General features: G+C 65.1%; 18 protein-coding genes. 10 read left to right on the top strand and 8 right to left on the bottom strand.

Annotation, left to right across the window (positions count from 1 at the left end; all coding sequences use genetic code 11):
* Nucleotides 1-17: 17 nt before the first annotated feature.
* Both N7573_RS05960 and N7573_RS05955 read right to left on the bottom strand, forming a co-directional pair.
* Complete coding sequence (locus N7573_RS05960; protein WP_182266965.1) at nucleotides 18-1,259, bottom strand: dipeptidase; 1,242 nt, start codon at nucleotides 1,257-1,259, stop codon at nucleotides 18-20.
* A 124-nt stretch (nucleotides 1,260-1,383) separates the two neighbouring features.
* Nucleotides 1,384-2,553 carry a class I SAM-dependent rRNA methyltransferase gene (locus tag N7573_RS05955; RefSeq protein ID WP_049400342.1) on the bottom strand — a complete coding sequence of 390 codons (1,170 nt, stop codon included), beginning with the start codon at nucleotides 2,551-2,553 and terminating at the stop codon, nucleotides 1,384-1,386.
* 407 nt (nucleotides 2,554-2,960) lie between these two features.
* Between N7573_RS05955 and N7573_RS05950 the strand changes: the two genes are divergently transcribed.
* On the top strand, nucleotides 2,961-3,923 hold the full coding sequence (locus tag N7573_RS05950; protein WP_164090401.1) for a TerC family protein: 963 nt from the start codon (nucleotides 2,961-2,963) through the stop codon (nucleotides 3,921-3,923).
* A gap of 106 nt (nucleotides 3,924-4,029) precedes the next feature.
* The gene (locus N7573_RS05945; RefSeq protein WP_279912608.1) at nucleotides 4,030-4,800 is read left to right on the top strand and encodes a rhomboid family intramembrane serine protease; all 771 of its coding nucleotides are present in this window, start codon (nucleotides 4,030-4,032) and stop codon (nucleotides 4,798-4,800) included.
* A gap of 145 nt (nucleotides 4,801-4,945) precedes the next feature.
* Here the strand turns inward: N7573_RS05945 and N7573_RS05940 are convergent, their stop codons facing one another.
* The 6 genes from N7573_RS05940 to rpmH form a co-directional block, all read right to left on the bottom strand.
* A complete protein-coding gene (locus tag N7573_RS05940) occupies nucleotides 4,946-6,061 on the bottom strand; it encodes a glycerophosphodiester phosphodiesterase (RefSeq protein WP_279912607.1) in 1,116 nt (371 codons plus the stop codon).
* Between the two features lie 270 nt (nucleotides 6,062-6,331).
* Nucleotides 6,332-7,681: a tRNA uridine-5-carboxymethylaminomethyl(34) synthesis GTPase MnmE gene (mnmE, locus tag N7573_RS05935; protein WP_049399027.1), complete on the bottom strand. Its 1,350-nt coding sequence runs from the start codon at nucleotides 7,679-7,681 to the stop codon at nucleotides 6,332-6,334.
* A gap of 3 nt (nucleotides 7,682-7,684) precedes the next feature.
* Complete coding sequence (locus N7573_RS05930; protein ID WP_279912606.1) at nucleotides 7,685-10,357, bottom strand: polysaccharide deacetylase family protein; 2,673 nt, start codon at nucleotides 10,355-10,357, stop codon at nucleotides 7,685-7,687.
* Between the two features lie 150 nt (nucleotides 10,358-10,507).
* Nucleotides 10,508-12,223, bottom strand: a complete 1,716-nt coding sequence (gene yidC, locus N7573_RS05925; protein ID WP_279912605.1) for a membrane protein insertase YidC — start codon at nucleotides 12,221-12,223, stop codon at nucleotides 10,508-10,510.
* The gene (rnpA, locus tag N7573_RS05920; protein WP_021203275.1) at nucleotides 12,223-12,717 is read right to left on the bottom strand and encodes a ribonuclease P protein component; all 495 of its coding nucleotides are present in this window, start codon (nucleotides 12,715-12,717) and stop codon (nucleotides 12,223-12,225) included. Before rnpA ends, yidC begins: the two co-directional genes overlap by 1 nt.
* Before the next feature lie 5 nt (nucleotides 12,718-12,722).
* Complete coding sequence (gene rpmH, locus N7573_RS05915) at nucleotides 12,723-12,863, bottom strand: 50S ribosomal protein L34 (protein WP_005411729.1); 141 nt, start codon at nucleotides 12,861-12,863, stop codon at nucleotides 12,723-12,725.
* A 255-nt stretch (nucleotides 12,864-13,118) separates the two neighbouring features.
* On the opposite strand from rpmH, the gene dnaA reads away from it, so the two are divergent.
* The 8 genes from dnaA to N7573_RS05875 all read left to right on the top strand — a co-directional run bounded on the left by dnaA (nucleotide 13,119) and on the right by N7573_RS05875 (nucleotide 24,406).
* The gene (gene dnaA, locus N7573_RS05910; RefSeq protein WP_005411730.1) at nucleotides 13,119-14,450 is read left to right on the top strand and encodes a chromosomal replication initiator protein DnaA; all 1,332 of its coding nucleotides are present in this window, start codon (nucleotides 13,119-13,121) and stop codon (nucleotides 14,448-14,450) included.
* 275 nt (nucleotides 14,451-14,725) lie between these two features.
* Nucleotides 14,726-15,826, top strand: a complete 1,101-nt coding sequence (dnaN, locus tag N7573_RS05905) for a DNA polymerase III subunit beta (protein ID WP_005411731.1) — start codon at nucleotides 14,726-14,728, stop codon at nucleotides 15,824-15,826.
* A gap of 990 nt (nucleotides 15,827-16,816) precedes the next feature.
* Nucleotides 16,817-17,911, top strand: a complete 1,095-nt coding sequence (gene recF, locus N7573_RS05900) for a DNA replication/repair protein RecF (protein WP_032128507.1) — start codon at nucleotides 16,817-16,819, stop codon at nucleotides 17,909-17,911.
* A gap of 112 nt (nucleotides 17,912-18,023) precedes the next feature.
* Nucleotides 18,024-20,483: a DNA topoisomerase (ATP-hydrolyzing) subunit B gene (gyrB, locus tag N7573_RS05895; protein ID WP_032128508.1), complete on the top strand. Its 2,460-nt coding sequence runs from the start codon at nucleotides 18,024-18,026 to the stop codon at nucleotides 20,481-20,483.
* A gap of 67 nt (nucleotides 20,484-20,550) precedes the next feature.
* A complete protein-coding gene (locus tag N7573_RS05890; RefSeq protein ID WP_049399023.1) occupies nucleotides 20,551-21,396 on the top strand; it encodes a CPBP family intramembrane glutamic endopeptidase in 846 nt (281 codons plus the stop codon).
* A 71-nt stretch (nucleotides 21,397-21,467) separates the two neighbouring features.
* The gene (locus tag N7573_RS05885; RefSeq protein WP_032128510.1) at nucleotides 21,468-22,274 is read left to right on the top strand and encodes a M48 family metallopeptidase; all 807 of its coding nucleotides are present in this window, start codon (nucleotides 21,468-21,470) and stop codon (nucleotides 22,272-22,274) included.
* A gap of 132 nt (nucleotides 22,275-22,406) precedes the next feature.
* Nucleotides 22,407-23,594, top strand: a complete 1,188-nt coding sequence (locus tag N7573_RS05880; protein WP_049462891.1) for a tetratricopeptide repeat protein — start codon at nucleotides 22,407-22,409, stop codon at nucleotides 23,592-23,594.
* A gap of 254 nt (nucleotides 23,595-23,848) precedes the next feature.
* Nucleotides 23,849-24,406 carry an energy transducer TonB gene (locus tag N7573_RS05875; RefSeq protein ID WP_177179516.1) on the top strand — a complete coding sequence of 186 codons (558 nt, stop codon included), beginning with the start codon at nucleotides 23,849-23,851 and terminating at the stop codon, nucleotides 24,404-24,406.
* Nucleotides 24,407-24,493 lie beyond the last annotated feature (87 nt).

The following is a 24,493-nucleotide window of genomic DNA, read 5'->3' as shown; positions in this document are numbered from 1 at the left end:
GCACTTCCGCAGGGCGGTCAACCGCCCTGCTTTGCAGCGTAGTCCTGCGCCTGCCGCATCACCCGCAGCAGGTTGCCGCCCCAGATGCCGGCAATCTGCTTCTCGGTATAGCCCTTGCGCAGCAGCCACGCGGTGATCTTCGGCAGCTGGCTGACATCGGGCAGGTCGCTCAGGCCACCGCCGCCATCCCAGTCCAGGCCGATGCCCACGTGCTCGGGGCCGACCACCTTGAGGATGTGCTCGAAGTGGGCGAAGAAGTCATCGAGGCTGGCATGGCGCACCGGGTGCTCGTGGTCCAGCGCCTGCTCGGCCTTCAGCAGGGCAACGCCCTGTTCGATGCCCATGCCTTCCCAGCCACCCAGCTGCTTGCTCAGCGCTTCCTCGGCCTGCTTGCGCTCGGGCGTCTTTGCGGTGTCGATCAGGTAGCCGCCATAGGCGTTCACCTGGATCACGCCGCCGGCCTTGGCCAGCTTGCGCAGGCGCGCGTCATCCAGATTGCGCGGGTGGTCGTAGACCGCCTTGGCCGAGCTGTGCGACAGCACGAACGGCACCGGCATCATCGCCAGCAGGTCGTCGAACACCGCGTCGGACGCATGCGACTGGTCGATCACGATGCCCAGCTTCACCGCCTGCCGCACCAGGTCCTTGCCGGCCGGGCTCAGGCCTTTCCACTCCGCACCCTTGGGATCGGTGGCCGAATCGGCAAACTCGTTGTTGGCGAAGTGCACGGTGCTGAGCAGGCGCAGGCCGGCGCGGTGGTAGAACGACAGCAGGCTCGGGTCTTCCACCAGCGGGCTGGCGTTTTCCATGCTGATGTAGACCACGCGCTTGCCGGCGGCCTTGATCCGCGCCGCGTCATCGGCGGTCAATGCCAGCGCGAAGCGCTCGGGGTTGGCCGCCAGCATTTCGCGGATCTCCAGCAGCCGCTGCAGGCCATGGTCACGCTCGGCGAGGTGCGCAGCGGGGCTGCGGTCGCCCTGATCGGTGTAGATCGCCCAGAAACCGCCGTCCAGCGCACCTTCGACCATGCGCGGGTAGTCGACCTGCGAAAGCGCATTGCGGTCGTGACGCTGCTCGATGTCGAAGCCGGTTCGGCCGAAATTGGCCGGCGTATCCAGGTGGCTGTCGAGGGTGACCAGGCGCTGCTGCAGGGCCTTGGCGCGCGCTAGCTCCTGTGCGCTGAACTCGATGGCATGAGCCGACAGCGGCGCGCACAGCGCCAGGGCAAGCACGACGGACAGGTGGCGCAACGATGGCATGGGCTCTCACCGGCAATGGGAAGAGCCCGACCATAGCGCTGCGGACCGCGGATTTGTAGAGTCGAACTGTGCTCGACTGATCAGGCACCGCGAGTCGAGCATCGCTCGACTCTGCATCTGGAAATCAGTCCACCACGCGGCAGAACACGGCCTTGAGGTAACGCGATTCCTGCACGTGGGCCATGAACGGATGATCCGGGCCGGCGCCGGCCACCTTCAGGATCTGGATCGTGCGGCCGGAGAAATAGGCCGCGCGGCGCAGCATGTCGAGGAACTGGTCCTCGGCCACCAGGCCGGTGCAGGAGAACGTGGCGAACAGGCCGCCCGGCTTCACCACGCCCAGCGCCAGCTTGTTCATGTCCAGGTACTTCTTCAGCGCAGTGATCACCTGGTCGCGGTCGCGGGTCATCTTCGCCGGGTCCAGGATCACCACGTCGTACTGCTCACCGCGGTTGGCGGCGTCGCGCAGCCACGGGAAGATGTCGGACTGGACGAACTTCGGGCGCACGTTGTTCAGGCGCGAATTGCCCTTGGCGATCTGGATGACGTCTTCATCGATGTCGATGCCGACCACTTCAGTGGCACCACGCGCCGCCGCGTACACGGCGAAACCGCCGGTGTTGCAGCACAGGTCGAGCACGCTCTTGCCTTCCACCTGCTGGCTCAGCCACTCGCGGTTCTCGCGCTGGTCGGCAAAGAAGCCGGTCTTGTGCGCACCGGCCGGGTCAGCGCGGAACTTGATGCCGTACTCGGTGATCACCGCCGCTTCGGTGGTGGTGTTGCCGTGGAAGTCGAAGCTTTCCTGCTTCTGCACGTGCTCGTCGGCGAAGCTGTGGAAGCGGCAGCCCGGGAACTGCTCGCGCAGGGCGTCGTAGATCCACTCGCGGTGGCGGAACATACCGGCGGCGAAGAATTCGACCACCACCAGATCGCCGTAGCGGTCCACCACCAGGCCGGACAAGCCATCGCCCTCACTGTGCACCACGCGCCAGGCGTCGGACACCGCGTCGAGCTTCAGCACCTCACGGCGCAGCGACACCGCCTGGGCGATCTTGCGCGAGAACCAGCCAGCATCGACCGGCACGTTCTGGTCGGTTTCGAGGATGCGCACGGCAATGCGCGAGTGCCCGTTGTAGAACCCGCGGCCGATGAACTCCCCGTCCACGCCGACCACGTCGACGATGGAACCGGGCTTGGGCCGGACGGTCGGCTTCTCGACCAGTTTCTGGAAGATCCACGGGTGGCTGGAACGCCACGCGTTCTTGAGGCGGACAATCGGAAGGGGGGTATTCATCCACCTATTGTAGCCGGGGGGCGCTTTCGTAGAGTCGAGCTGGCTCGACGGGCGTTGCTGAACGGCCCGGGCAAGGCGTGCCAACCAAGGTTGGCACCTACCAGGGCGGGCCGGCCGGCATGGCAACCAAGGTTGGCATCTACCAGAGCGGGGGCCCCGGCCACCCGGCATTTGACGGCAGCCCGGCCAGGCCGCAGAATCGGCGCCAGAAGGGGAGTAGCTCCCAGACGTTGTCGCCGTCATTTCGAGCCCGCAGGCTCCGGTGCAACGGCAGTTCCAGCCGACTGGAACTGCGAGCGAGACCTTCGCCGTACTGGCGAAGCTCTGTCCCTGGATCCCCCTCCCGATCCTCCGTTGCAGATCCTCGCCGTCCGGCCTGGCATTCATCTTTCCAACGGACATTCCCAATGCAGACGATCGGTAACGTGTGGTTGTGGGGCGGCTTCGCAGCGGTGGTGGTCATCGCCCTGCTGGTCGACCTCGTGTTGATGCGCCATGGTGGGCCGCACAAGGTCACCTTCAAGGAGGCCCTGTGGTGGTCCATCGGCTGGGTCGCGCTGGCCCTGCTGTTCAATGCGGGCCTCTGGTACTACCTGAATGAGACCGCGGGCCAGGTGGTGGCCAACAAGGTCGGCCTCGAATTCCTGACCGGCTACCTGGTCGAGAAGGCGCTGGCGGTCGACAACATCTTTGTCTTCCTGATGATCATGAGCTACTTCGCGGTGCCGGAGGAGCAGCGCCAGAAGGTGCTGATCATCGGCATTCTGGGCGCGATCGTGCTGCGTACGGTCATGATCTTCGCCGGCAGCGTGCTGATCACCCAGTTCCATTGGCTGCTCTACGTGTTCGGCGCCTTCCTGCTGTTCACCGGCTGGAAGATGTGGTTCGCCGCCGGCCAGGAGCCGGACCTGGAGGCCAACCCCGCCCTGCGCTGGATGCGCAAGCACCTGCGCCTGCTGCCGGATTACGCCGGCAACGCGATGAGCGTGAAGCGCGACGGCGTGCGTTGGTTCACCCCGCTGTTCGCGGTGCTGATCCTGATCGCGGTGACCGACGTGATCTTCGCGGTGGACAGCATCCCGGCGATCTTCGCGATCACCACCGACCCGTTCATCGTGCTCACCTCCAATGTGTTCGCGGTGCTGGGCCTGCGTGCGATGTTCTTCCTGCTGGCCGGCATGGCCGACCGCTTCCACCTGCTGCCGTACGGCCTGGCGCTGGTGCTGGGCTTCATCGGCATCAAGATGATGATCATCGACCTGTTCAAGATCCCGACCCCGATCTCGCTGGGCGTGGTAGCGGTGATCATCGCCGCTACCGTGGTGTTGAGCCTGAAGTACCCGCCGAAGGAAGGCGAAGGCCAGGCCTGAGCCTGACCCGCTGGATGGCGCGGCCGGTGGGATTGTCCCGCCGGCCGTTTCCACTCTCCCGCGGCGGTGGCCTTGGTTTCGCGCCAACCACCGCCATTGCTGAGGTATGAACAACAACGCGCCCCTGCCCGCTGGCGACGTGCCGGCCCCCCGCAATGACCGCTCGCGCATCCTGCGGGCGTTCAATGTCAGCCTGGCCGCCGTGCTGGTGCTGGTGGCCGTGTTCGCCCTGCAGGGCACGTTCGACTGGCGACCGTGGGCGGTCGCGCCACTGGAAGCCAAGGGCCTGCTTGGCCTGATCGGCGGCCCGATGCTGCATGCCTCGGTCGAGCACATCGCCGCCAACAGCATCGCGATCCTGATCCTCGGCACGCTGGCTGGCAGCGTCTACCCGAAAGCCACCGTGCGCGCCCTGCCCCTGCTGTGGCTGGGCTCGGGCATCGGTGCGTGGATGCTGGGCAATCCGGGCAGCGTGCACCTGGGCGCCAGTGGCGTGACCCACGGCCTGATGTTCCTGCTGGCCAGCCTGGGCCTGCTGCGCCGCGATCGCGCGGCCATCGCCACCGGCCTGATCGGCATGCTGTTCTACGGCGGCATGCTGATAACCATCCTGCCGCACGCCGATGGTGTGTCCTGGCAGTCGCACATGGGCGGCGCCTTCGCCGGCATCATTGCTGCGCTGCTGTTCCGCAACGCCGACCCGCTGCCGCCGCGCCCGCGCTACAGCTGGGAAGACGAAGAAGAAGACGTCGAACCGCTGGCCGACGACGAGCTGGAACCGCCGTCACCGCAGCGCGTGCCGGTGCTGTGGCAGCCGCGCGAGGGCCAGGACTACGTGGTGATCCCGTTCCGTCGGCCGGAAGACCCCCGCGGTTGAGCGGGTGACGGGGTCCGGCATCTTCATGACCCGGTAGTGGCCGACCTTGGTCGGCGCTCCTGCTGCATGCCAACCAAGGTTGGCAACTACCAGAGCATTCCGTCACATCCGGTAGCGCCGGGCAATGCCCGGCGGCATTGGCCGGTCAGTTCGCCGCATTCCCCGCCGCGCCCATGCCATCCACCGCCTGCCGGCCCAGTGCCGGGTCGTCGGTGAAGAAGGCATCGATGCCGGTGGCCAGATAGGCGCGCATCTCGGCAACCGACCCCTCGGCATTGCGCGCGTTGTCGGCGCCCTTGCGCAGGTTGCTGGCCTGGAAATGATTCTCCGGGCGGAAGGTATACGGAATCACCATCAGGCCCACTGCATGTGCGTCCTGTACCAGCGTGGTCGGTGTCCCCAGTGCACCCTTGGCGTCCAGCGGAATGATCGAGCGCAGCTCCGGGCCGATGCTGTCGGCGTAGCTGGCAATGTCCTTCAGTCCGGCCGGGGTCATCATCTGCGCATAGGTCAGCGTGCCGCCGGCCTTGGCGATGTCGGCCGGCTGGGTATCGCCCTTCCACAGCAGCTGCAGCAGGCGGATGTTGCTGCCCCGCCCGATCTTGCCGCGCAGGTAGCGCAGGTTGGCGGTCTCGAACGACTGGATGGTGACCGGGCCCACGTTGGTATAGGCATTGCCGCGCAGCGCGGCCAGCAGCTTGTCTTCCATCGGCAGGCCGATCGACTGGAAGTAGGTCGGATGCTTGATCTCCGGCACCAGGCCGATGCCGCGGTTGGCGCGGCCGGCCTGCTGCACCAGGAACGCAAGGATCTCGTCGAGGCTGGCGATGCGGAACTGGCCATCGTAGGCGGTGCTGCGCAGTTCCGGCAGGCGCTCACGCGCGTACAGCGTCTTCAGCTCGGCCAGGGTGAAGTCTTCGGTGAACCAGCCATCGACCTTCTGCCCGTCGATGACCTTGCTGGTGCGGCGGCTGGCGAATTCCGGATGCGAGGCGACATCGGTGGTGCCACTGATCTCGTTCTCGTGGCGGGCCACCATCACCCCGTCCTTGGTCATCACCAGGTCCGGTTCGATGTAGTCGGCGCCATCGGCGATGGCCTGCGCATAGGCCGCCAGGGTGTGCTCGGGCAGCAGTGCGCTTGCCCCGCGGTGGCCATAGACCGACACATTGTGCGCGGCCGGGGTGGAGGATTCAGCACTCATGGCCACCGATGGTGCCACGGCCAGCGACAACAGCAACGCACAACCCCACGACTTCACTGCGACTTCCCCAAGCGGTATGTGATGGGCGTCAGTATGCGGCGGCAATGTGACAGGCGGGGGACCCCATGGATCCGGTAGTCGCCGACCTTGGTCGGCGCTCTGCCAGCCGGCGTCCATGACCCCGGACGCCCTGTGCCAACCAAGGTTGGCACCTACCAGAGCGAAGGTTGGCACCTGCCAGGGCGAAGGTTGGCGCCTGCCAGAGCATGAGCCGAGCGATTGATCGATGACGGGGTCAGAGATCCCTTCGGGGATCTGGCCCCGACCTTACTTGCCGATGCAGAAGCTGGAGAAGATCCTTCCCAGCAGGTCATCGGCACTCATCTGCCCGGTGATCTCACCCAGCGCGTCATGCGCCAGCCGCAGTTCCTCGGCGGCCAGTTCCAGGTGCTCATGCGCCAGCTCGCCATCGGCGCGCTGCGCGTGTTCCTGCGCGCGCTCGATCGCATCGACGTGGCGGGTGCGTGCGGAGAACTCGCCGTCCACCTGCTCGCCTGCCCCGGCCGAGGCAATCGAACGCAGGCGCGCATGCAGATCTTCGAGTCCGGCGCCGGTGGCCGCCGAAACGAACACCCGATCCGGATCGTCCAGTGTCGGCAGCGCCGTCAGCAGGTCTGACTTGTTGTGGATGTAGACCTTGTGCGGCACCGCCGCCACGGCATCGCCCAGCGCCGCTTCACCCGCAGCCGGATCGCGCGCATCCAGCACGATCAGCGCCAGGTCGGTGCGTTCGATTTCCACGTGCGCGCGGCGCATGCCTTCGCGTTCGATGGCGTCGCCGCCGTCGCGCAGGCCCGCGGTGTCGACCAGGGTCAGCTCCAGGCCGTCCAGGCGGATGGTCTCGCGCAGGGTGTCGCGGGTGGTGCCGGCGATGTCGGTGACGATGGCGCGTTCGCTGCCGGCCAGCGCATTGAGCAATGAACTCTTGCCGGCATTCGGCGGCCCGATCAGCACTGCATGCAGGCCATCGCGCAGGCGTCGGCCGCGCTCGGCATCCCGCCGCAGCAGGGCCAGGTCGCTGCGCGCCTGTTCCAGGCCACGGCGCACCTGTGCTCCACCGAGGGTATCCAGCGGTTCGTCGGCGAAGTCGATGGCCGCTTCCACATGGATGCGCAGCAGCACCAACTGCTCGACCACCGCGTCGATGCGGCGCGAGAACACACCATCCAGCGAACGGCGTGCAGCGCGTGCGGCGCGGTTGTCACCCGCGGCGATCAGGTCGGCGATGGCCTCAGCCTGGGCCAGGTCGAGCTTGCCGTTGAGGAACGCGCGCTCGCTGAACTCACCCGGGCGCGCCTGGCGCGCACCGAGCGCGATGCAGCGCGCGACCAGTTGCTGCAGCAGCACCGGGCTGCCATGGCCCTGCAGTTCCACCACCTCTTCGCCGGTGAAGCTGTTCGGTGCCGGGAACCACAGCACGATGCCATCGTCGATGACCTCGCCGTCGGCATCACGCAGGCGCGCGTAGTGCGCGTGGCGCGGACGCAGTGCAGGTGCACCCAGCGCATTGGCAATCGCTGCGGCACGCGGGCCGGACAGGCGCAGCAGGCCGACACCACCCGCGCCGGGCGCACTGGCGATGGCCACGATGGTGTCGGTGCGGATCGCGTCGTTCATGGCTCAGAGTTTCTCCAGCTGCGCACGCGCCTGGGCCGCGCCGCTGCCCTGCGGCTGCAGCGCCAGGTAGGTGGTGTAGGCCTGTTTGGCCTTGGCCTTGTCGCCGGCGTTGAAGTAGGCGTCGCCCAGGTTGAGATAGGCCACGGCGCGCGAGGGGTCGATCTTCAGCGTGTTCTCCAGCCAGCGCGCCGCTTCGGCATAGCGCTGCTGGCGGTAGTAGACGAAGCCGAGGTTGTTAGCGGCCTGGGCGAAGTCCGGGCGCAGCTTCAGCGCTTCGGTGAACTGCGCCACCGCTTCGTCGTACTGCTTCTCGCGGTACAGCTGCAGGCCACGGTCATTGGCCTGCTGTGCGCGCTGGCGGTCGGAGGCAGGTCCGGCGGTGGGCACCACCAGCTTGGCCTTGCCGCCCTGCAGGTCGGCCACGGTCACTGGTGCCTGGCTGCCCTTGGCTTCGCTGGCGGCATCCACTTTGTTGTTCAGCGCGATCGCATCGGCGGTCAGCTGCCACGTATCGGCGTTGAGGAATTCCTGGCTGTCCGGCACCTGGAACACGAACTCGCCGCCCTGCGAACCGGGCAGGCTGCCGAAGGCCGGGGTCTGGTGCGAGACCGCCGAGACCGCCGGCGCCACGTAGGCGGCCAGTTCGGTACCGGTGATCAGGCCATCGCCGTTGAGGTCGCCCTTGCCGGCCAACGCCTGCAGCAGCACCCAGGTGAACACCGAGTGGCCGTTGGGGCCGGCATCGGCCACCTGCTGGTCGGCACCACCGGCGGTCAGCATGTGCCGCGCGCTGCGACGCGCGTTCTCGCGCAGGAACGACGACGACGACGGGCCGCCACGGGTCAGGCCGAGGCCGCTGTAGCAGGCATCCATCACGAACATCACATGCTTGGCCTGCATGCTTTCGGCGATGTTCTGGATGTCGGTCATCGCGATCGCGTCGGTGGCGAATTCCTTCGGATCCGAATCGACCGGGATGATGTAGCCGAGGTCGCGCCCGGAGGCGAGCTGGCGGGTCGCGCCATGGCCGGCGAAGAACACGAAGACGCGATCGTTCTTGCCGGTGCGGTCGTCGGCCAGGCGGTCGTGGAAGGCGGCCAGGATGTTGTTGCGGGTGGCCTGCTCGTTCTTCAGCACGATCACCTGCGAGGACGGGAAGCCGAACTGCCCGGTCAGGGTATCGGCCACCGCCTGCGCATCGTGGCTGGCGTACTCCAGCTTCGGCCATTTGGCGTAGGTGTCGATGCCGACCACGATCGCCCAGGACTTCTCGTAGCCGGTAGTGACGGTGGCAGCACTGGCCTCGCCCTTGCGCGCGCGGGCAACGGTGAACTCGCGGCCATTCCAGCCGGCGAACTGGTAGCCATCGGCGATCAGCCGGTCGAGGATCTGCGGCAGCGCCTTCACCGCACGGTCGTGGATGTCGTGGAACAGGATGATGCCGCGCTGTTCCTTGTTCACCTGGTCGAGCACGCGCTGCACGATCGACTCCGGTACCGGGTCGGCCCAGTCCATCGAGTCGATGTTCCACATGATCGACTTCAGCCCGGCCTCGTTGAGCAACTGCAGGCCTTCGGCGTTGCGCGCGCCGTACGGGAAGCGGAACAGCGGCGCGCGCTTGCTGTCGACGTCCTTCAGCAGCGTGTCGGTGTCGAGTACCTGTTGGCGCAGCGCATCCCCGGTGGTGCGCGACAGCTGGGCGTGGGTCAGGCTGTGGTTGCCGACCGCATAGCCCTCTTCCATCAGGTTGCGGCTGATCTTCGCCATCGGGCCGAGGCTGACCTTGCCGTCGGCCTCGACCTTGCCCAGGTTGCGACCTACCTCGAAGAACACGCCCGGCACGTCATAGCGCTTGAGGATGGCCACCACTTCATCGGTGTAGGCCTTGTGCGGGCCATCGTCGAAGGTCAGCACCACGGTCTTTGCCGGCAGGTCGCGGCCGAAGATCTCGCGGTCGCTGTCCTTCATCGACATCGGGTACGGCTCGATCACGCCATAGTCGCGCAGGATCGCTTCGCGGCTGTAGTCCTTGTGCAGGTGGGCGATGTAGTCGTCCCACTTCTCACGCTTCAGCTCGATGGCACGGGTGCGCTCGAAGCGGCTGAAGATGCGGGTCAGTTCCTGGTTGTAGTTGCGCTCGATCTCGTCGAGCGCCTCCAGGTCCTCGCCGACGCGCTGATGCAGCTTCACCGCCGGCAGCGACGAATCCGTGCCAATGCGCTCATGCAGATCACGCAGCACTTCGCGGAAGGCCAGGCGGTCAGCGTCGAACAGTTCCGGCGCCGACTCGATGTAGTCCAGCACGGTGCCGAGGATGGCGAAGCGCTGCGGGCTGGTACCGCGCAGCAGGGTGTCGAACTGCGCGGCGATCGCCGAGCGTTGTTCCAGGCCATCGTGGAACAGCTGCTGTCCCACGCGCGTGGAGGTGCCGCGGTCGGCGGCCGACTGCTGTTCTTCGTCGGCCAGCAGCACGATGATCCGACGGTAACCGTCGAGCTGCTTCTGCAGCGCAGCCAGCAACGGCGCGGCGGCCGGGTCGGCGGCGGCCGCGGCCTGCGCGCTGGGCTGTGTCACGCCGGTTACCGGTGCCTTCGCGTCCTTGTCGCCACAGCCGGCAACGACCAGGGTCAACAACAGCGAGGGCAGGAACAGGCGGAACGACGACGCACGCGGCATGGCGGACTCGATGGATGGAGGAACGGTGTGCCGGCGATTCTAACGCCGCATGCGAAAAGCCCGCCTTGCGGCGGGCTTCTGCGGGTCGGTCGGGGCTCAATGGCAGTCGACCAAGGTCGACTCTACAAAGCCGGCGACCTGCCGGTCGGATTACTTCTTTTTGACCGGGGCCGGGGCGGTGGTGGCCGGGACCGGCTCGCCGCCATGGCGCTTGGTCATCCACCACTGCTGCAGCAGGCCCAGGCCGCCGTTGACCACCCAGTACAGAACCAGGCCGGACGGCATGAAGGCCATCATGACGCCGAACACCAGCGGCATGAACTGCATCATCTTCTGCTGCATCGGGTCCATGCCCGGTGCCGGGGTCAGCTTCTGGGTGAACCACATCACCGCCACGTTGATCACCGGCAGGATGAAGTACGGGTCGCGTGCGGTCAGGTCCTGGATCCAGCCGAACCAGGGCGCCTGACGCAGTTCGACCGATTCCACCAGCACCCAGTACAGGGCGAAGAAGATCGGCATCTGGATGAGGATCGGCAGGCAGCCGCCCATCGGATTGATCTTTTCTTTCTTGTACAGCTCCATCATCGCGGTCTGGAACTTCTGGCGGTCATCGCCATAGCGTTCCTTCAGCTGCGCGATGCGCGGCTGGAAACGACGCATCTTGGCGCCGCTCTTGTACTGGGTCGCCGAAAGCGGGTACAGCACCAGCTTCAGCAGCACCACCAGGCCGACGATCGCCCAGCCCCAGTTGCCGACCAGCTTGTGCACCTGGTTCAGCACCCAGAACAGGCCCTGGCCGATCACCGCCATCATCGAGAAGCGGCTGTAGTCGACCACGCGGTCCAGGCCCGGCACGTCTTCCTTGGCGATCAGGTTGACCAGCTTCGGGCCGACCCACAGGCGGGCTTCGGTGCTGGTGGACTGGCCCGGGGCCACGGTGAAGGCCGGACCACGCGCTTCGATCAGGTCACGACCGGCCACCTGCGACAGCACGTAGTGTGCGGTCTGGTCCTTCTGCGGGATCCAGGCGGTGAAGAAGTGGTGCTGCAGCATCGCCAGCCAGCCGCCGGTGATGTTCTGGTTCAGCGTGCCGTCTTCCAGGTAGTCCTTGAACGCACGACGCTGGTACTTCTTGTCGTTGTCGTACCAGGTGGCACCGTTGAAGCTGAAGGAATCCGGGTTGGTCATGCTCCGCGACAGGATGGTCGGGGTGCGGTCCAGGGTGCGGTAGACGTAGCCGTTCCACGGCGCGGCGCCGGCGTTGCTGACTTCATCCTTGAAGCGCACGGCATACTCGTTGCGCGAGACGGTCAGCGTGCGCTTGATGGTCACGCCGTTGTCGGCGGTCCACACGAACGGGATCTGCAGCTCGTTCTGGCCCTTGGCCAGCACGAAGTCCTTGGTGTCACCGACCAGCTTGAAGCCGTCGGCGCCGGGGACCGGGGTGTTCTTGTCTTCGCTGGCCCAGCCACTGATCGCGCTGTACGGGTGCGCGGGGTCTTCGGTCAGCAGGCGGACCGGCGGGCTGCCTTCGTCCTTGGTCTGCGGGAACTGCAGCAGCTCGGCATCGAGCACGCGGCCGCCGTCGAGCACCAGACGCAGCACGTCGGTGGTGACGGTCACGCGCTGGCTGGCCGGGGTGGCGCTGGCCTGGGCCTGCACGGCGGCCAGGCCGGGGGCACCCGGCACCTGGGCGCTGGGGATGGCGCCCGGGGTTGCGCCCGGAACGCTCTGTGCGGCGGCCGGGGCCGACGTGGTCGTCGGTGCCGGGGTCGGAGCAGCCTTTTCACGGCTCCACTCCATCCACAGCAGCACGGCCACCATCAGCCAGGCAAAAATGAGGAATACGCGGGTCTGGTTCATCAGCGGACAGGCTCGGCGGGGCCGGGACGCGATGCCGGCTCGGTCAAAGAAGGAGTTGCGATGCCATCAGGCGGCGGCATTGTGCCGTCCACGCCCGGCGTGGGCAATGCACGCAGGCGACGCAGCAGGCGCAGGAAGGCCTGGCGGATCTCGTCGTTGCTGGCGGAACGCGCAGCACTACGAGCCACGACGACAAAGTCGCCTGGCTGGATATCGGTACGTGTCTGACGCAGGATGTCGCGCAGGACGCGCTTGATCCGGTTACGCCCGACGGCGTTCGGATCAACCTTGCGGGAAACCGCCAGACCCAGCCTGGCCGGCCGGTCAGCCGGCAGCCAGTGCAGGGTCATCAGCGGATCGGACACACGGCGGGCGCCGTTGAAGACCGTTGAGTATTCGGCACGCGTGCGAACCCGCGCAGAGCGAGGGAATCGCTTGCGCGGGTCTGCAGTATTCACTGTCGAAGGGATTGCGTCTGCCGCGATGTGCGGCATGGCAATCAGGCGCTCAGGACTTTGCGGCCCTTGGCGCGGCGACGCGACAGGATCTTGCGGCCGTCAGCGGTCTTCATACGGGCACGGAAGCCGTGGTCGCGCTTACGCTTGAGGTTGCTGGGCTGGTAGGTGCGCTTCGTGGCCATTGGGGGCCTCTCGTATGAATGGGACGGAAAGAACCGGAAATTCTAAAGAGGTACCCCGCCCCAAGTCAACCCCTGGCAGCTACGCGAATTCACCGGGCTGTGCAATAGCTGTGGATGTTTTTGTGAATAAGTAGGGGACAAGCATTCCGAAGGCGGGCGCTCGGTGGTAGTCTGAGCCATCCATTTCCCCCCTTTCCGGCCTGTGTTTGGGCGCCTTGTCGCGTCCATGCCCCGGCCACCGGACGATTATTGCTGATGGATGCCTGGTCCCGTAGTCTCGAGCGCCTCGAAGCGGAGTTCCCGCCGGAAGACGTTCATACCTGGTTGAAGCCGCTGCAGGCCGATCTGCGCGTGGACAGCCTGGTGCTGTATGCACCGAATGCCTTCATCGTCGACCAGGTCCGCGAGCTGTACCTGGCCCGGATCCGCGAACTGCTGGCCCATTTCGCCGGTTTCAGCGACGTTTTTCTTGAAATCGGCTCGCGCCCGCGTCCCGTGGAGGCGCAGAACGCGCCCGTTTCCACGCCGTCGGCGCATGTGTCCAGCGAACCGCAGGTGCCGTTTGCCGGCAACCTGGACAATCACTACACGTTCGCCAACTTCGTCGAAGGCCGCAGCAACCAGCTGGGCCTGGCCGCCGCCTTCCAGGCAGCGCAGAAGCCGGGCGACCGCGCGCACAACCCGCTGCTGCTGTACGGAGGCACGGGCCTGGGCAAGACCCACCTGATGTTCGCCGCCGGCAATGCCATGCGCCAGGCCAATCCGGGTGCGAAGGTGCTGTACCTGCGTTCGGAACAGTTCTTCAGCGCGATGATCCGGGCTCTGCAGGAAAAGACCATGGATCAGTTCAAGCGCCAGTTCCAGCAGGTGGACGCGTTGCTGATCGATGACATCCAGTTCTTCGCCGGCAAGGACCGCACCCAGGAAGAGTTCTTCCACACCTTCAACGCGTTGTTCGATGGCAAGCAGCAGATCATCCTGACCTGCGACCGCTATCCGCGCGAGGTTGAAGGCCTGGAAGCACGCCTGAAGTCGCGGCTTGCCTGGGGCCTGTCGGTCGCGATCGAACCGCCGGACTTCGAGACCCGCGCCGCGATCGTGCTGGCCAAGGCACGCGAACGCGGTGCCGAGATTCCCGATGATGTTGCGTTCCTGATCGCCAAGAAGATGCGCTCCAACGTGCGCGACCTCGAAGGTGCGCTCAATACCCTGACCGCCCGCGCCAATTTCACCGGCCGCGCGATCACCACCGAATTCGCCCAGGAAACCCTGCGCGACCTGCTGCGCGCCCAGCAGCAGGCGATCAGCATTCCCAACATCCAGAAAACCGTTGCCGACTACTACGGCCTGCAGATCAAGGATCTGCTGTCGAAGCGTCGGACCCGCTCGCTGGCCCGCCCCCGCCAGGTCGCCATGGCCCTGACCAAGGAACTGACCGAGCACAGCCTGCCCGAGATCGGCGACGCCTTTGCCGGTCGCGATCACACCACGGTGCTGCATGCCTGCCGCCAGATCCGGACCCTGATGGAAACCGACGGCAAGCTCCGCGAGGACTGGGACAAGCTGATCCGGAAGCTGAGCGAATGATGCACGGATGCCGATGAGGCGTCATCGCACAAAACGGTGCAGAATCCGGTAGCAAGCGCGGGACACGTTGTGGATAAAAATGGCTTCTGAAATCGCGTCGAATTTATCCACAGCTTTCCCCACCCCCTGGGGGTCGGTAATACAGAGGGTTTCGAGGTATGAAATCCTTTTACTTACAAAGACTTAGCGTTGTTTTCCAGCGATTCTGTCTCTACCAGCACCACCAAGCTTTTGATTTATTCCACATTTTTTAAAGCATAGGGGCACGGAACCACATGCGTTTCACACTGCAGCGCGAAGCCTTTCTCAAGCCGTTGGCACAGGTCGTCAACGTGGTCGAACGCCGCCAGACCCTTCCGGTTCTGGCCAATTTCCTGGTCCAGGTGCAGAACGGCCAGCTGTCGCTGACCGGTACCGACCTGGAAGTGGAGATGGTGTCGCGGATCGCGGTTGAAGATGCCCAGGACGGCGAAACCACCATCCCCGCCCGCAAGCTGTTCGAGATCATCCGCGCCCTGCCCGACGGCAGCCGGATCACCGTCTCGCAGACCGGTGACAAGATCACCGTGCAGGCAGGCCGCAGCCGCTTCACCCTGGCCACCCTGCCCTCCAATGACTTCCCGTCGGTTGACGAAGTGGAAGCCACCGAGCGCGTGGCCATCGGCGAAGCGACCCTGAAGGAACTGATCGAGCGCACCGCGTTCGCGATGGCCCAGCAGGACGTGCGCTACTACCTCAACGGCCTGCTGTTCGATCTGCGCGGCGATGCCCTGCGTACCGTCGCCACCGACGGCCACCGCCTGGCACTGTGTGAAACCGATCTGGCCAAGCCCAGCGGTTCCAAGCGCCAGATCATCGTGCCGCGCAAGGGCGTGACCGAACTGCAGCGCCTGCTGGAGAGCGGCGATCGCGAGATCGAGCTGGAAGTCGGCCGCAGCCACGTTCGCGTCAAGCGCGACGATGTCACCTTCACCTCCAAGCTGATCGACGGCCGCTTCCCGGACTACGAAGCGGTGATTCCGATCGGCGCCGACCGCGAAGTGAAGGTTGATCGCGAAGCGCTGCGTGCCTCGCTGCAGCGTGCCGCGATCCTGTCCAACGAGAAGTACCGCGGCATCCGCGTGGAAGTTTCGCCGGGCAACCTGAAGATCAGCGCGCACAACCCGGAACAGGAAGAAGCCCAGGAAGAGATCGAAGCCGACACCACGGTCAGCGATCTGGCCATCGGCTTCAACGTGAACTATCTGCTGGACGCCCTCTCCGCGCTGCGCGATGAGGAAGTCATCATCCAGCTGCGTGATTCCAACTCCTCAGCGCTGGTGCGTGAATCCAGCAGCGAGAAGTCGCGCCACGTGGTGATGCCGCTGCGTCTCTGACAGCAGCCTGTTCCACGTGGAACCAAAGACGCCCGGGATATTCCCGGGCGTTTTTTTTGCAGGTTCCACGTGGAGCATCGGAGATCGCCGAATCTCTACGTCTGGGTGAATGCCTTGCTCGAGATTGCTGCTTGCCGATTGTTCTTGGTTGCCCCTCCGATGCAATCGGCCCTGCGCGGTAGGAATCCAGGTTGCTGACTTGGGCGCTGCCCAGCCAACTTCGGTCGAGTACGCAGTTCCGGGTCTTCGGCCTGATGCACGTTCCCCGAACTTGCGGGAGGGGTGAAGCAGATCGTGGGTCGCAACGCTGCGGTTGCTTCATCTGCAGACGCCACTGTCCACAGGTCTCGTTGGGTTCGGATCGGGGCCGGCCTAGCTTCTAAATCTGGGTATAAATCTAAAGCATGGTGGTGATGGTAGGCCCAGATTTCGTGGAGAAATGCATTATCTAGTTGATTTTGAAGAGATTTATGCACCTGAAACCCCCTGTATAGAGGCCCCTCAGGCTGGGGGGGAACCTGTGGATAGTTTCGCAGGTCGGGCAAAAGGGCTTTTTTATCCACAGTTTGCCCATATCTTGTGTATAAGTCATACAGACCTGCTGTGGACAGTGTGAAACGGCGGGCTCGAATTCCTTGAAATCTGTGGAACCCTCCAGGGATCGCATCGTAGATTTCAAGAAATCTGCGCGGTGTTCGCGCAAACCACCGTCGGGGCACCTGGCGATGCTCGCGGAATGAGGCTGAAATCGCTGAAATCTGAGGGCCGGTACCCTGCGCCGCCGCTCAGAATTCAAGGATTCCCGGGCGTATCCAGACCCAGGCGAGCCCAGGTGAGGAAGCGCCACCACGTGGAACACGCGTAGGGTTGCCAGACGGAAGCTTCAGCACAGTGGCGATGTCTGGGGCGGCACGGCTGGCTTGACCGATGCAGTAAGCTGATGGATTCCCTGCCCCTCTACCGCCTTGTGCGGATGGTCTTTCGCGCCCCATGCAGATCCGCCGCCTCGCCTTGCATCAACTGCGTCGTTTCAGTGCGGTGGACCTGTCGCCCCAGCCGGGATTGAACCTGCTGACCGGCGACAACGGTGCAGGCAAGACCAGCGTGCTCGAAGCCCTGCACTTGATGGCCTATGGCCGCAGCTTCCGTGGCCGGGTGCGCGACGGTCTGGTACGCCAGGGCCAGGAAGCGCTGGAAATCTTCGTGGAATGGGACGAACAGCGTGCCCATCACCCGCCCCACCGCCGAAAAGCCGGCCTGCGCCACAGTGGTCAGGACTGGAAGGGGCGACTGGACGGCGAGGATGTCGCACAGCTGGGTAATCTCTGCGCAGCGCTGGCCGTGGTGACGTTCGAGCCCGGGAGCCATGCACTGGTCAGTGGTGGTGGTGAACCCCGCCGCCGCTTCCTCGATTGGGGCTTGTTCCACGTGGAACCGGATTTTCTGTCCCTGTGGCGTCGCTACTCCCGGGCGCTGAAGCAGCGCAATGCCCTGCTCAAGCAGGGCGGGCCGTCGCGGATGCTCGATACCTGGGATCACGAGCTGGCCGAGGCAGGAGAACCACTGACCAGCCGCCGCCAGCACTACCTGGAGCGTCTGCAGCAGCGCACGGTCGCCTTGGCCGCCAGCCTCGCTCCACAGCTCGGTATCCAGGGATTGGAGCTGAGCCCCGGCTGGCGGCGGCATGAGCTTCCCTTGGCCGATGCCCTGCTTCTGGCCCGGGAACGTGACCGGCAGGCCGGGTATACCTCGGTGGGCCCGCACCGCGCGGACTGGAGTGTGGATTTCCACAGCATTCCAGGTCGTGATGCGCTGTCCCGCGGCCAGGCCAAGCTGACGGCGTTGGCGTGCCTGTTGGCACAGGCGGAGGACTATGCGGAACAGCGAGGCGAATGGCCGGTGATCGCATTGGACGATCTGGCCTCGGAGCTGGATCGTACCCATCAGGCGCGGGTACTGGAGCGTCTGCTCAATGGGCCCGCACAGATCTTCATCACCGCCACCGAAACCCCGGCGGCGCTGCAGGAACTGACCCACATCGCCCGGTTCCACGTGGAACATGCACAGATCGTGGCTGTGCCATAGTGGGCACACCAGGGCCGCTCGACCCCGGCTGGTATAATTCGGGTTGGAATCCTTTCATTCTCGGCGCATCGCCCCAAGCGGTGCCCGACCTGCGGAGCCTACGGCAAGCGCAATGAGCGACGAACAGAACACCCCGGCAAACAACGGCAATTACGACGCCAACAGCATTACCGCCCTGGAAGGCCTGGAGGCTGTCCGCAAGCGTCCCGGCATGTACATCGGCGACGTGCATGACGGTACCGGTCTGCACCACATGGTGTTCGAGGTCGTCGACAACTCGATCGACGAAGCGTTGGCCGGCCACGCCGACCACGTTGCAGTGACGATCCACGCCGACGGCTCGGTCTCGGTGTCCGACAACGGCCGTGGTATTCCGACCGGCAAGCACGAGCAGATGAGCGCCAAGCTCGGTCGCGAAGTGTCTGCGGCCGAAGTCGTCATGACCGTCCTGCACGCAGGCGGCAAGTTCGACGACAACAGCTACAAGGTTTCGGGCGGCCTGCACGGCGTCGGCGTCAGCGTGGTCAACGCGCTGTCGCAGAAGCTGCTGGTGGACGTGTTCCAGAATGGCTCCCACTACCAGCAGGAATTCAGCAACGGCGCAGCCGTGACTGCGCTGGCCAAGCTGGAAGCCACCACCAAGCGCGGTACCACCGTGCGCTTCTGGCCGTCGACCGTCGCCTTCCACGACAACGTGGAATTCCACTACGACATCCTGGCCCGCCGCCTGCGCGAGCTGTCGTTCCTGAACTCCGGCGTCAAGATCGTCCTTGCCGACGAGCGTGGCGATGGCCGTCGCGATGACTTCCACTACGAAGGCGGCATCCGCAGCTTCGTGGAGCATCTGGCCCAGCTGAAGACCCCGCTGCACCCGAACGTCATTTCAGTCACCGGCGAGCACAACGGCATCGTCGTCGACGTGGCGCTGCAGTGGACCGACTCCTACCAGGAGACGATGTACTGCTTCACCAACAACATTCCGCAGAAGGACGGCGGTACCCACCTGGCCGGTTTCCGCGGTGCGCTGACCCGTGTGCTCAACAACTACATCGAGCAGAACGGCATCGCCAAGCAGGCCAAGATCAACCTGACCGGCGATGACATGCGCGAAGGCATGATCGCAGTGCTGTCGGTGAAGGTGCCGGACCCGAGCTTCTCCAGCCAGACCAAGGAAAAGCTGGTCAGCTCCGACGTGCGCCCGGCGGTGGAAAATGCCTTCGGTGCGCGCCTGGAAGAGTTCCTGCAGGAAAACCCGAACGAAGCCAAGGCGATCGCCGGCAAGATCGTCGATGCCGCACGTGCACGTGAAGCCGCGCGCAAGGCCCGCGACCTGACCCGCCGCAAGGGCGCGCTGGACATCGCGGGCCTGCCGGGCAAGCTGGCCGACTGCCAGGAAAAGGATCCGGCGCTGTCCGAACTGTTCATCGTCGAGGGTGACTCGGCAGGTGGTTCGGCCAAGCAGGGCCGCAACCGCAAGAACCAGGCGGTGCTGCCGCTGCGCGGCAAGATCCTCAACGTGGAACGCGCGCGTTTCGATCGCATGCTGTCCTCCGACCAGGTGGGTACGCTGATCACCGCGCTGGGCACCGGCATCGGCCGTGACGAGTACAACCCGGACAAGCTGCGTTACCACAAGATCATCATCATGACCGACGCCGACGTCGACGGCGCCCACATCCGCACCCTGCTGCTGACGTTCTTCTACCGTCAGATGCCGGAGCTGATCGAGCGCGGTTACGTCTACATCGGCCTGCCGCCGCTGTACAAGATCAAGCAGGGCAAGCAGGAGCTGTACCTGAAGGACGACCCGGCGCTGGACAGCTACCTGGCCAGCAGCGCAGTGGAAAACGCTGCACTGGTGCCGGCCACCGGCGAGCCCGGCATCGAAGGCCTGGCGCTGGAGAAGCTGCTGCTGGCCTACGCGGCGGCGCTGGATTCGATCGAGCGCAACGCACACCGCTATGACCGCAACCTGCTTGAAGCGCTGGTCGACTTCGTCCCGATGGACCTGGAAAGCCTGCGCGCTGCCGGCGAAGGCGAGGGCCTGGATGCACTGGCCAAGCGTCTCAACCAGGGCAGCCTGGGCAGCCCGCGTTTCACGCTGGAACTGCAGGACGCCAACGATGAGCGCCCGGCCGCTGTGCTGGTGACCCGTCGCCACATGGGCGAACAGCACATCCAGGTGCTGCCGATGTCGGCCTTCGAAAGCGGCGAACTGCGCGCGATCCACCAGGCATCGAAGCTGCTGCACGGTCTGGTCCGCGAAGGCGCGACCATTTCCCGCGGTGCCAAGTCGATCGAAGTCGACAGCTTTGCCAAGGCACAGAACTGGCTGCTCGAGGAGGCCAAGCGCGGCCGCCAGATCCAGCGATTCAAGGGTCTGGGTGAAATGAATCCGGAGCAGTTGTGGGACACCACGGTGAATCCGGAAACCCGTCGACTGCTGCAGGTGCGCATCGAAGATGCTGTCGCTGCCGACCAGATTTTCAGCACGCTGATGGGCGATGTCGTCGAACCGCGTCGCGACTTCATCGAAGACAACGCGCTAAAGGTCGCAAACCTGGATATCTGACACAATCGGGACACGGCCGGTGCGCGGGGAGGCGCGCCGGCCTTCGACTCTTGAACGCAGGTACCTGATGTCCGCATCCGCCCCGGTTTCCGCTCCGCCCCCGGTTCCGCCGGCTTCTGCCGCGCCGCGTGCCGTTTCGCCGTTGGCGGGGTTTTTCATCGACCTGGGTATCGCCGCTGTCACCCTGTTTGGCCTGAGCCTGATCAGCGGCCTGCTATGGGGCCTGTACCGTGGCGTGGTGGTCGGTTACGCGAACGCGCAGGCCGGCGCTGGTGCCCCCGACGCCAGTTCGGTAGCGGCGTCACTGGGCCAGCCGGGCGCGCTTGCGCAGATTCTCATGGCGCTGTTTGCCACCGGCGGCGCCGCGCTGCTGCTGTACTTCTGGCGACGGCCGGCCAATGCCGCCGAGCGCCACGCGTCGCGCCAGGCGCTGCGCCGTCCCTCCACCTGGGGCTGGACCCTGCTGGTGGCGACCCTGATCGTGCTCGGCAGCAATGGCATCGCCTTCCTGGCCAAGCAGTTCGGCATCGAGCCGGTTCCCACCAATCTGGCGCTGATGCAGAGTGCGATCGCGCGCTTCCCGTTGTTCCTGGTGCTGTTCGCGGTGGTACTGGCACCGGCCTACGAGGAGCTGCTGTTCCGCCGCGTGCTGTTTGGCCGCCTGTGGAAGGCCGGGCGCCCGTGGCTGGGCGTGGTACTGAGCAGCCTTGCTTTCGCCCTGATCCATGAAATCCCTGGCACCAGTGCCAACGGCCCGGCCGAGATCGCGCAGCTGTGGCTGGTCTATGGCGGCATGGGTGCCGCGTTCTGCTGGCTGTACCAGCGCACCGGCACACTCTGGGCCGCGATCACCGCGCACGCGCTGAACAACGGCGTGGCGCTTGCCGCGCTTGTGTTCTTCGGGGCAACGTAACGCCGTGTCCGCTTGACGAAAGATTAAGCCGCTACGCTACACACTGCGCATATGAACACGGGGGTGGATCCATGAAACAACTGCTGCTGGCCCTTGTCATCACCACCCTGGTCAGTGCCTGCGCGACCACGACCTCTCCTACCGGCCGTCGGCAGATGGTGGGCGGGGTGTCGCAGGCGCAGCTGGACCAGCTCGGCGCACAGGCGTTCGCCGAAACCAAGCAGAAGGAAAAGATCAGCACCGACGGCCGCCAGAACGGTTACGTGCAGTGCGTGGTCAACGCCCTGGTCGCGCAGCTGCCGCCTCAATACCGTGGCGTACGGTGGGAGACGGCCGTGTTCGTCGACAAGGAGCCCAACGCCTTCGCCCTGCCCGGTGGCAAGGTCGGCGTGAACACCGGCATCTTCACCGTCGCCAAAAACCAGGATCAGCTGGCTGCCGTAATCGGCCATGAAATCGGCCACGTCATCGCCCGCCACCACGAAGAGCGCATCACCCGGCAGATGGGTGCGCAGACCGGGCTGGCCGTGCTTGGTGCGCTGGCCGGCGCGGCCTACGGAGAAGGCGCTGCCAGCACCGTCAACCAGCTCGGGGGCATGGGCGCGCAGACCGCCTTCCTGCTGCCCGGTTCACGCACCCAGGAAAGCGAGGCCGACGTGATTGGCCAGCGACTGATGGCCCAGGCCGGTTTCAACCCGGCGCAGGCGGTCGACCTGTGGCAGAACATGATGGCCGCCAGTGGCGGCCGCAGCCCGCAATGGCTGTCCACCCACCCCGATCCAGCCAACCGTATCCAGGAACTGCGACGCGATGCACCGGGACTGACGCCGGTCTATCAGCAGGCGCAGGCGGCCGGGCTGCGGCCAAAGTGCGGATGAGTGCGCAGTTCTATGCTGTATTGCAGCACATAAAACGATTTCTCACGCCATCTGTTTCTGATACGTTTGGCGGCTCAGATTTTTCTGACAGTCCGACTTTGCCGCTATCCGGCGGTTCGATCGAGGTGAACGATGATTTTCCGTAACCACAAAGCTGTGCTTTCCGTCCTCGTCGCGACCGCCCTGACCGGCGCCGTGGTCACCGATGCCTTCGCGCAGTCCTCGCGTTCCTCCGAGCGTGGCAACCGCGGCGGCAAGCAGGCCAAGGCCGAAGCGCTGTACCCGAACGCGACCCGCGAGGAGCCGACCGTCAAGGCATCGGCCAAGCTGGGCAGCAAGCTGCAGAAGATGATCGACAGCTACAACAAGGAAAAGTTCCCGGAGACGCGCACGCAGGCCGACGCGATCCTGGCTGACAGCGCCGCGAACGAGTACGACAAGTCGCTGGCCGCGCAGCTGGCCTCGCAGGCCGCCTACCAGACCGACGACACCCCGGCTGCCGTGGCCTACCTGAAGCAGGTCCTGCAGTTCAACGGCCTGGACAACAACGGGCACTTCCAGTCGATGCTGATGCTGGGCCAGCTGCAGCTGCAGGAAGACCAGACCGCCGAAGGCCTGGCGACCCTGGACAAGTACTTCGCCGAGAGCAAGTCGACCAAGCCGGAAGAGCTGATCGCCAAGGGCCAGGCGCTGTACCAGCTGGAGCGCTACCAGGAAGCGATCCCGGTGCTGAAGCAGGCCATCGCCGGTTCGACCGAACCGAAGGACAACTGGAACCAGCTGCTGATGGCGGCTCTGTCCGAAGCCGGCCAGTCCGGTGAAGCGGTCAAGGAAGCCGAGGCCCTGGCTGCCAAGAACCCGAACGACAAGAAGGCCCAGCTGAACCTGGCCAGCATGTACATGCAGGCCGACCAGATGGACAAGGCGGCTGCGGTGATGGACAAGCTGCGCAGCAGCGGCCAGCTCACCGAAGAGCGCGAGTACAAGCAGCTGTACTCGATCTATGCCAACACCGAACACAAGGAAAAGGACGTCATCGCGGTCATCAACGAAGGGTTGCAGAAGGGCATCCTGAAGCCGGATTACCAGGTCTACCTGGCGCTGGCCCAGTCCTACTACTACTCCGACCAGGTGCCGCAGGCGATCGATGCGTGGCAGAAGGCTGCCCCGCTGTCCAAGGACGGTGAGACCTACCTGAACCTGGCACGCGTCCTGCATGCCGAAGGTCGCATCCCGGAGGCCAAGCAGGCCGCCCAGCAGGCGCTGGCGAAGGGTGTGAAGAACCAGGCTGATGCAAAAAAAATCATCAACCTGAAGTAAGTAGGAATAACGCCTGAATGCCTGCTCAGTTGATGCGCAGGCGCTCAGGATTGGTATAAGCTTGGAGGTTCCTGCGGTGTCATGCACCGCTGATCAGGGATTCCGCCCCCGGCATCCCGGCCCCACTATTGAGCTCTTGGCGCATGACGGAACAACTAGTCGTTCACCGGTACGAACAACCCGATGACAAGGGGCTGAGCTGGCCTCGCATCGTCGGCATCGCGTTTGTAATTGCCCTGCATCTGGCCGCGTTCATGATGCTCCTGATCCCCGCCGTGGCTCCCAAGGCCGTGGCTGAGAAGGAGCGCAACGTCATGGTGACCATCGTCGACGCGCCGCCGCCGCCCCCACCGCCGCCGCCGCCGCCGCCGCCGCAGGATACTCCGCCACCGCCGGTGAAGAATCTGTCGCCGCCGAAGCCGTCGCCGGTCCCGCCGCCGCCGCAGGCGCCGGTCGTGGACGTGCCGGAACCGCGTCCGAACGATATCGTCACCCCGCCGTCGCCGCCCGCGCCGCCGGCTCCGCCGACCTCGATCGAGGCCAGCGTGGATATCTCCTCGAAGGCCATGAATCCGCCGCGTTACCCGCCGGCAGCCTTCCGCGCGGGTATCCAGGGCGAAGTGATCCTGATCATTGATGTCGATGCCAACGGCAACGTCACCAATGTCACGGTGGAAAAGTCCAGCCGTAACCGCGACCTGGACCGTGCTGCGATGGAAGCAGCTCGCAAGTGGCGCTTCAACGCCGCTGAATCTGGCGGTAAGAAGGCGGCAGGTCGCGTTCGCGTCCCGGTCAACTTTGCGCTGAACTGATGCGTCCGGGTGGCCACCTGGCCACCCCCGCTCCCAGTTCGATTGTTTAGCTTAGCTACACCCTTTATCACCACACACAACAAAGGT

Source organism: Stenotrophomonas sp. GD04054, assembly GCF_029836955.1.
GTDB classification, from domain to species: Bacteria; Pseudomonadota; Gammaproteobacteria; order Xanthomonadales; family Xanthomonadaceae; genus Stenotrophomonas; species Stenotrophomonas maltophilia_A.
This window is presented reverse-complemented; position numbering and strand designations above follow the sequence as displayed.